This window comes from Kluyvera ascorbata ATCC 33433 (assembly GCF_000735365.1).
Classification (GTDB): Bacteria; Pseudomonadota; Gammaproteobacteria; order Enterobacterales; family Enterobacteriaceae; genus Kluyvera; species Kluyvera ascorbata.
The window spans coordinates 1-5,160 of sequence record NZ_JMPL01000188.1 but is presented as its reverse complement, the minus strand read 5'-3'; the positions used below and the strand labels follow the sequence as shown (position 1 = coordinate 5,160).

Sequence of the window (5,160 nt, the reverse complement as noted above, 5' to 3'; positions counted from 1 at the left end):
GGGTCCGCTTGGAAAACGGAAAATATCCTACGCTAAGACTAATTTTATGACAGACGGCTTTGTTCGAAAAGCAGACTCAAAAATTATCGGTGGCTCTATATAAAGGATGACTACATAAAAAAGACACAGAAGTACCCTTCTGAATTCATGCCGAGGGGAACATTTTACTGGTTTATTTCTTCACGCAGACGTCTGATATCACGTAGCGGCGACTCGCCAAACTCTCTGCTGTACTCGCGGCTAAACTGGGAAGCACTCTCATAGCCTACTTTTATCGCCGCGCTCACCGCGTCAAGATGGCTGTTCAGCATTTGCTGTCGTGCCTCCTGAAGTCTGAGCTTCTTGATAAACTGTAGCGGACTCATCCCTGTCACTGACCGGAAATGGTGACGAAATGATGACGTGCTCATCGACGAGCGGGAAGCCAGCTCATCTATGCTGACTGGCTGAGTAAAGTGTTGTTTAAGCCAGGCAACTGCCCCGGAAATTTGTTGCCCAGGCGAACCCGGTGATGCGATATGGCGAAGCGCACTCCCATAGGGGCCTGTCAGCAGCCGAATGATGATCTCCTGCTGTATGAGCGGGGCAAGATGCTGAATTAAAGGTGGTTCGTCATTCAGTGACAGCAGTCTTCTCAACGTATCAGCAAGTCCCGCGTCAAGCTCATTAACGGCCAGCGGATCAAAAACCGATGATTTAGCCGCTGGTCGAAAAGGGATCATTGCCGCCGTCTGCATCACAGCAGCGGGCTCAATAGTGACCATCATCCCCAGGAACGGTGCGGATTCTGTCGCCGTCGCAACATGTGACACGACCGGAAGCTCAAGTGTGGTGAGCAGTGTTTGCCCTGCGCGGTAGCCAGTTACTTTTCCTCCCAGCACCACTTCTTTACTGCCCTGAATAACCACACCTAAGCCAATGCCATAGATACAATGCACGGGAGTGGTCGGTGCATTTCGTCGGTGCACCGATAACGACGGAACTACAGTTGTGAAATCACCATCGTATTGTGCAATCTCGTTAATTTTCTCAGCAAGCATTTTAAGGCTTTGTTCTAAGGAAAAGTCCTGCATCTCTTAGTCCTGGTAACTCTCATGATTCAATAGTAACGTAAAAATTAAAATATCATTTATGGAAGCCAATAACCCAATTCATGAAAAATAAATCATTTCAGGCAATGATTGTGGTGAAGTGAGCAAGCCATCTTAGCGCTTTGTGGTCAATAATGCTTCTATCATGTTCCTGCTTATGGAGTGCTTTGTGACAGGTTTATTTTCTTCATTTTCGCTGAAAGATATTACGCTACGTAATCGGATAGCAGTTTCTCCCATGTGTCAGTACCAGGCTGTCGATGGCTTTATCAATGACTGGCACAGTACCCATTATTCCATGCTCGCACGTGGGGGGGCTGGTCTCGTTGTCGTTGAAGCCACTGCCGTAGCACCTGAGGGCCGAATTACACCCGGTGATGTCGGATTATGGAGTGATGAACACATCTCAGGGCTGTCGTCCATTGCCGCAGCAATTAAGGCAGCCGGGGCTGTCGCAGGGATTCAGCTCGCCCATGCGGGCCGAAAAGCCGGCTGTACGCCACCATGGCAGGGTGGCGCACCTCTGGATCGAGATGATACACAGGCGTGGGAGCCCGTCGGGCCTTCCGCCGTCCCCTTCGTACCCGGGAATGACTATATTCCCCGTGAAATGACCAAAGATAACATCCGACAAACGCAGCAGGACTTTGCCCGAGCGGCAGAGCGTGCCTGCCAGGCTGGTTTCCAGTGGCTGGAACTGCATTTTGCCCATGGTTTCCTGGCACAAAGTTTTCTTTCCTCACAGTCAAATACCCGTTCGGATGAATATGGCGGTTCTCTTGAAGGGCGTGCCCGCTTCTTACTGGAGACAGTAGCTGAAGTCCGCAAGTTCTGGCCTGATAATTTCCCCTTAACGGTACGCCTCGGCGTGGTTGAATTTGATGACTGTCCTGAACATTCTTTCAGCGAATCACTCAAAGTAATCGGCTGGCTGAAGGATGCCGGAGTTGATTTTGTTGATGTGGGTCTTTCTCTGGCAACGCCAGGTGAGAACATCCCGTGGGCGGCAAACTTTATGATTCCATGGGCTGCACGTGTTCGCCGGGAGAAAAACATTCCTGTCGGGACAAGCTGGATGATTACTCAGGCTAAAGAAGCGAATGAATTCATACAGGACGGTAAAGTAGATGTGATCTTTTTCGCCCGCACATTGCTGGCTAATCCGCACTGGCCATATCGCGCGGCGCGGGAGCTTGAAACCTCCGACCCGCAGGCTGTATTACCCACACCCTATGCATACTGGTTACAAAACTGGTCCGAATGACCATAACAGGTTGCGTCGTCCCGGCCACGTAACCTGCCCTCATCAGGGGGATCCGTCCTGATAGTGAAACCTTTATTAAGCGGAGAACGATATGAGTCAGCCAAAACCCCGTCCTGCACAACGCACTGAAAGCCTAAACGCTTTCAGCCGACGCAATTTCCTGTCTTCTTCTGCCTTAATGGGGGCAGGGTTGATTTTGGGGAACTTACCTGACAGGGCGCATGCAACGTCATCAGAGCCGACAGCAAAACCGGCACAGGCCAGACAAGGTTCACAGACAATGCCGACGCGAAAACTTGGAGCTATGGTGGTTTCCGCACTGGGTGCCGGATGTATGAGTATCAGCGCTAACTACGGAGCGGCAGCGGATAAATCCCTGGGGATAAGAACGATACGTGAGGCACACGCCAGAGGCATCACGCTATTCGATACCGCCGAAGTTTATGGACCTTATACCAATGAAGAACTGGTTGGCGAGGCACTTGCTCCTGTTCGTAACCAGGTCTTTATTGCCAGCAAATTTGGATTTGATATTCAACATGGCGGGTTGAACAGTCAGCCAAAACATATCCGGAAAGTGCTGGAGGCCTCTCTCAGGCGTTTACGCACTGACCGTATCGATCTGTATTATCAGCATCGCGTTGATCCCGGTGTTCCCATAGAGGACGTAGCCGGGACTATCCAGGATTTGATTAAAGAAGGCAAGGTTCTACATTTTGGTCTTTCTGAAGCAAGTCCTTCTACCATCCGTCAGGCTCATGCGATCCAGCCTGTCACCGCAGTACAGACGGAATATTCTGTCATGAACCGTGATCCGGAACATAATGGTGTGCTGGATACCTGCGAGGAGCTGGGAATTGGTTTCGTCCCCTGGGGGCCGATAGGCATGGGGTATCTGACCGGAACGGTGAGCGCAAACACGCATTTTGATCCCAAAACCGACTTACGCTCCACTTTTGAACGTTTTACTCCTGAAAACTTAGCGAAAAACTGGCCCTTTGTGGAAAAGCTGAAAGCTATCGCTGACAGTAAGGGCGCCACACCGTCTCAGATCGCGCTTGCATGGCTTCTGGCCAAAAAACCCTGGATTGTTCCTATTCCCGGGACACGAAATATCAACCATCTCCGTGAAAACCATGGCGCTTTAGAGATCCAGTTTACCACTACTGAGTTAAACGAAATGGATAAAGCTATGTCCGGGCTTCGCGTCTATGGTGGTCGCATGAATCGTGCCCAGATGGATCTCGTCGAGCCTAAAGCTTAATTCCCGTCTGAGGTCAGACTTAAACTATTGGAAGAAATTTTATGAATATTGAGAAGAAAAAAAGAGTCGCTGTTGTTACCGGAGCATCCTCTGGTATAGGTGAAGCTATCGCACGTGAACTGGCAGGAAACGGAATTACGGTTGTGCTTTTGGCCCGTCGATTCGAACGTATTGATGTTTTGGCCAGCGAGCTGGGGCACGGAGCAATTGCGATTAAAGCTGACGTGACAGAGCGTGAATCGATTGTGGCTGCGGCTAATCAGGTTGAACAAACGTTAGGTGGTGTGGATATCCTGATAAATAATGCCGGTGTAATGCTAACGGGCCCTTTTGATTCAAGCCAGCGTGATGAACACCGCCAGATGATAGAAACAAACCTCCTAGGAGCAATGACAGTAACAGAGGTATTTCTCCCACAATTGCGTCGAAACAAGGGCGATCTCGTCAATATCTCGTCTGTAGCAGGTCGGGTCGCACCTTCAGGGTTTGCAGCGTATGCGGCAACAAAATGGGGGATAAATGGATGGTCAGAAGCACTTCGGGTGGAACTACAGCCTGACATTCGCGTCATGGTGATTGAGCCCGGCGCTATTGCAACAGAATTAGCCGATCATATTACTCACGAGGAAAGCCAGTCTGTGGCAAAATCTGCACTGGACTGGGCTATTCCGCCTTCCGATATCGCTGAGGTCATAGCATTTGCTGTCAACCTGCCGAAGCGCACGAGTATCAACGAGATATTGATCAGACCTACTGTTCAAATGATGTAAGAAAAAATATGCGGATCGCATAAAACCTGTTCCTTATGCGGTCCCTGTCTTCACAGTCGATGGAGGTTTATATTCAAGACTGTTGATGCCCTGCCTTTACCCGAAGTATGGTTTGTCGGGTTGTATTAAATTCCCGGGCTATAGCGCTAATACTGATTCCGGCATCAATACGTTCTGCAACTGCTTGTTTCTGTTGTTCACTCAGCACGGGTGGACGACCAAAACGTTTACCTGAAGCCTTTGCTCGAGCAATCCCGGAGTGTGTGCGTTCAAGTAGCAAATCTCGCTCAAATTCCGCCACCGCTGAAATAACCTGCATGGTCATTCTCCCGGCAGCACTGGCTGAGTTGGTCAATGCCCAGAAAAAACGGCCTCTGGCGGCATTATGGGGCGATGGGACAACCTCCTCGTCTGATGGGCAAAATTTTCGGGTGGGCAGCCATGGGCGTTATGCGGGTCAGGTCAATCTGAAGTACGGTCAGGAGCCAGGCGTTCAGATTTACACGCATATTTCGGACCAGTACAGCCCGTTTTACACCAAAGTCATCAGCCGCGTGCGCGATTCTACTCACGTACTTGACGGCTTGCTGTATCACGAAAGCGAGCTGGAGATTACAGAGCATTACACCGACACCGCAGGTTTCACTGAGCATGTTTTCGCGCTGATGCATCTGCTCGGATTCGCTTTTGCGCCAAGGATCCGGGATCTTCAGGACAAGAGACTGTTTATTCATGGAAAACCCGCGTTGTATCCGGGGCTTCAGTCAATTA

The 5,160-nt window shown here is 50.2% G+C and carries 4 protein-coding genes and 2 pseudogenes; 4 read left to right on the top strand and 2 right to left on the bottom strand.

What is annotated here, in order from left to right; genetic code table 11:
• Positions 1-164: 164 nt before the first annotated feature.
• Complete coding sequence (locus GKAS_RS22640; RefSeq protein ID WP_035897691.1) at positions 165-1,073, bottom strand: AraC family transcriptional regulator; 909 nt, start codon at positions 1,071-1,073, stop codon at positions 165-167.
• A gap of 187 nt (positions 1,074-1,260) precedes the next feature.
• Here GKAS_RS22640 and GKAS_RS22635 point away from each other — a divergent pair, with 187 nt between their 5' ends.
• From GKAS_RS22635 to GKAS_RS22625, 3 genes are all read left to right on the top strand, one after another.
• Positions 1,261-2,355 carry an NADH:flavin oxidoreductase/NADH oxidase gene (locus tag GKAS_RS22635; RefSeq protein ID WP_081918604.1) on the top strand — a complete coding sequence of 365 codons (1,095 nt, stop codon included), beginning with the start codon at positions 1,261-1,263 and terminating at the stop codon, positions 2,353-2,355.
• 280 nt (positions 2,356-2,635) lie between these two features.
• Positions 2,636-3,619: an aldo/keto reductase gene (locus tag GKAS_RS22630; protein WP_035897690.1), complete on the top strand. Its 984-nt coding sequence runs from the start codon at positions 2,636-2,638 to the stop codon at positions 3,617-3,619.
• 41 nt (positions 3,620-3,660) lie between these two features.
• Positions 3,661-4,389, top strand: a complete 729-nt coding sequence (locus GKAS_RS22625) for an SDR family oxidoreductase (RefSeq protein WP_035897689.1) — start codon at positions 3,661-3,663, stop codon at positions 4,387-4,389.
• A gap of 73 nt (positions 4,390-4,462) precedes the next feature.
• Here the strand turns inward: GKAS_RS22625 and GKAS_RS22620 are convergent.
• Positions 4,463-4,729: pseudogene (locus GKAS_RS22620) on the bottom strand (helix-turn-helix domain-containing protein); the annotation flags it as partial.
• Here GKAS_RS22620 and GKAS_RS22615 point away from each other — a divergent pair.
• Positions 4,722-5,160: pseudogene (locus GKAS_RS22615) on the top strand (Tn3 family transposase); the annotation flags it as partial. The pseudogenes GKAS_RS22620 and GKAS_RS22615 overlap by 8 nt on opposite strands.

Coding starts and splice junctions, on each gene's coding strand:
- GKAS_RS22625 (WP_035897689.1), top strand. CDS start 3,661: ATGAATATTGAGAAGAAAAAAAGAGTCGCTGTTGTTACCGGAGCATCC.
- GKAS_RS22630 (WP_035897690.1), top strand. CDS start 2,636: ATGCCGACGCGAAAACTTGGAGCTATGGTGGTTTCCGCACTGGGTGCC.
- GKAS_RS22640 (WP_035897691.1), bottom strand. CDS start 1,073: ATGCAGGACTTTTCCTTAGAACAAAGCCTTAAAATGCTTGCTGAGAAA.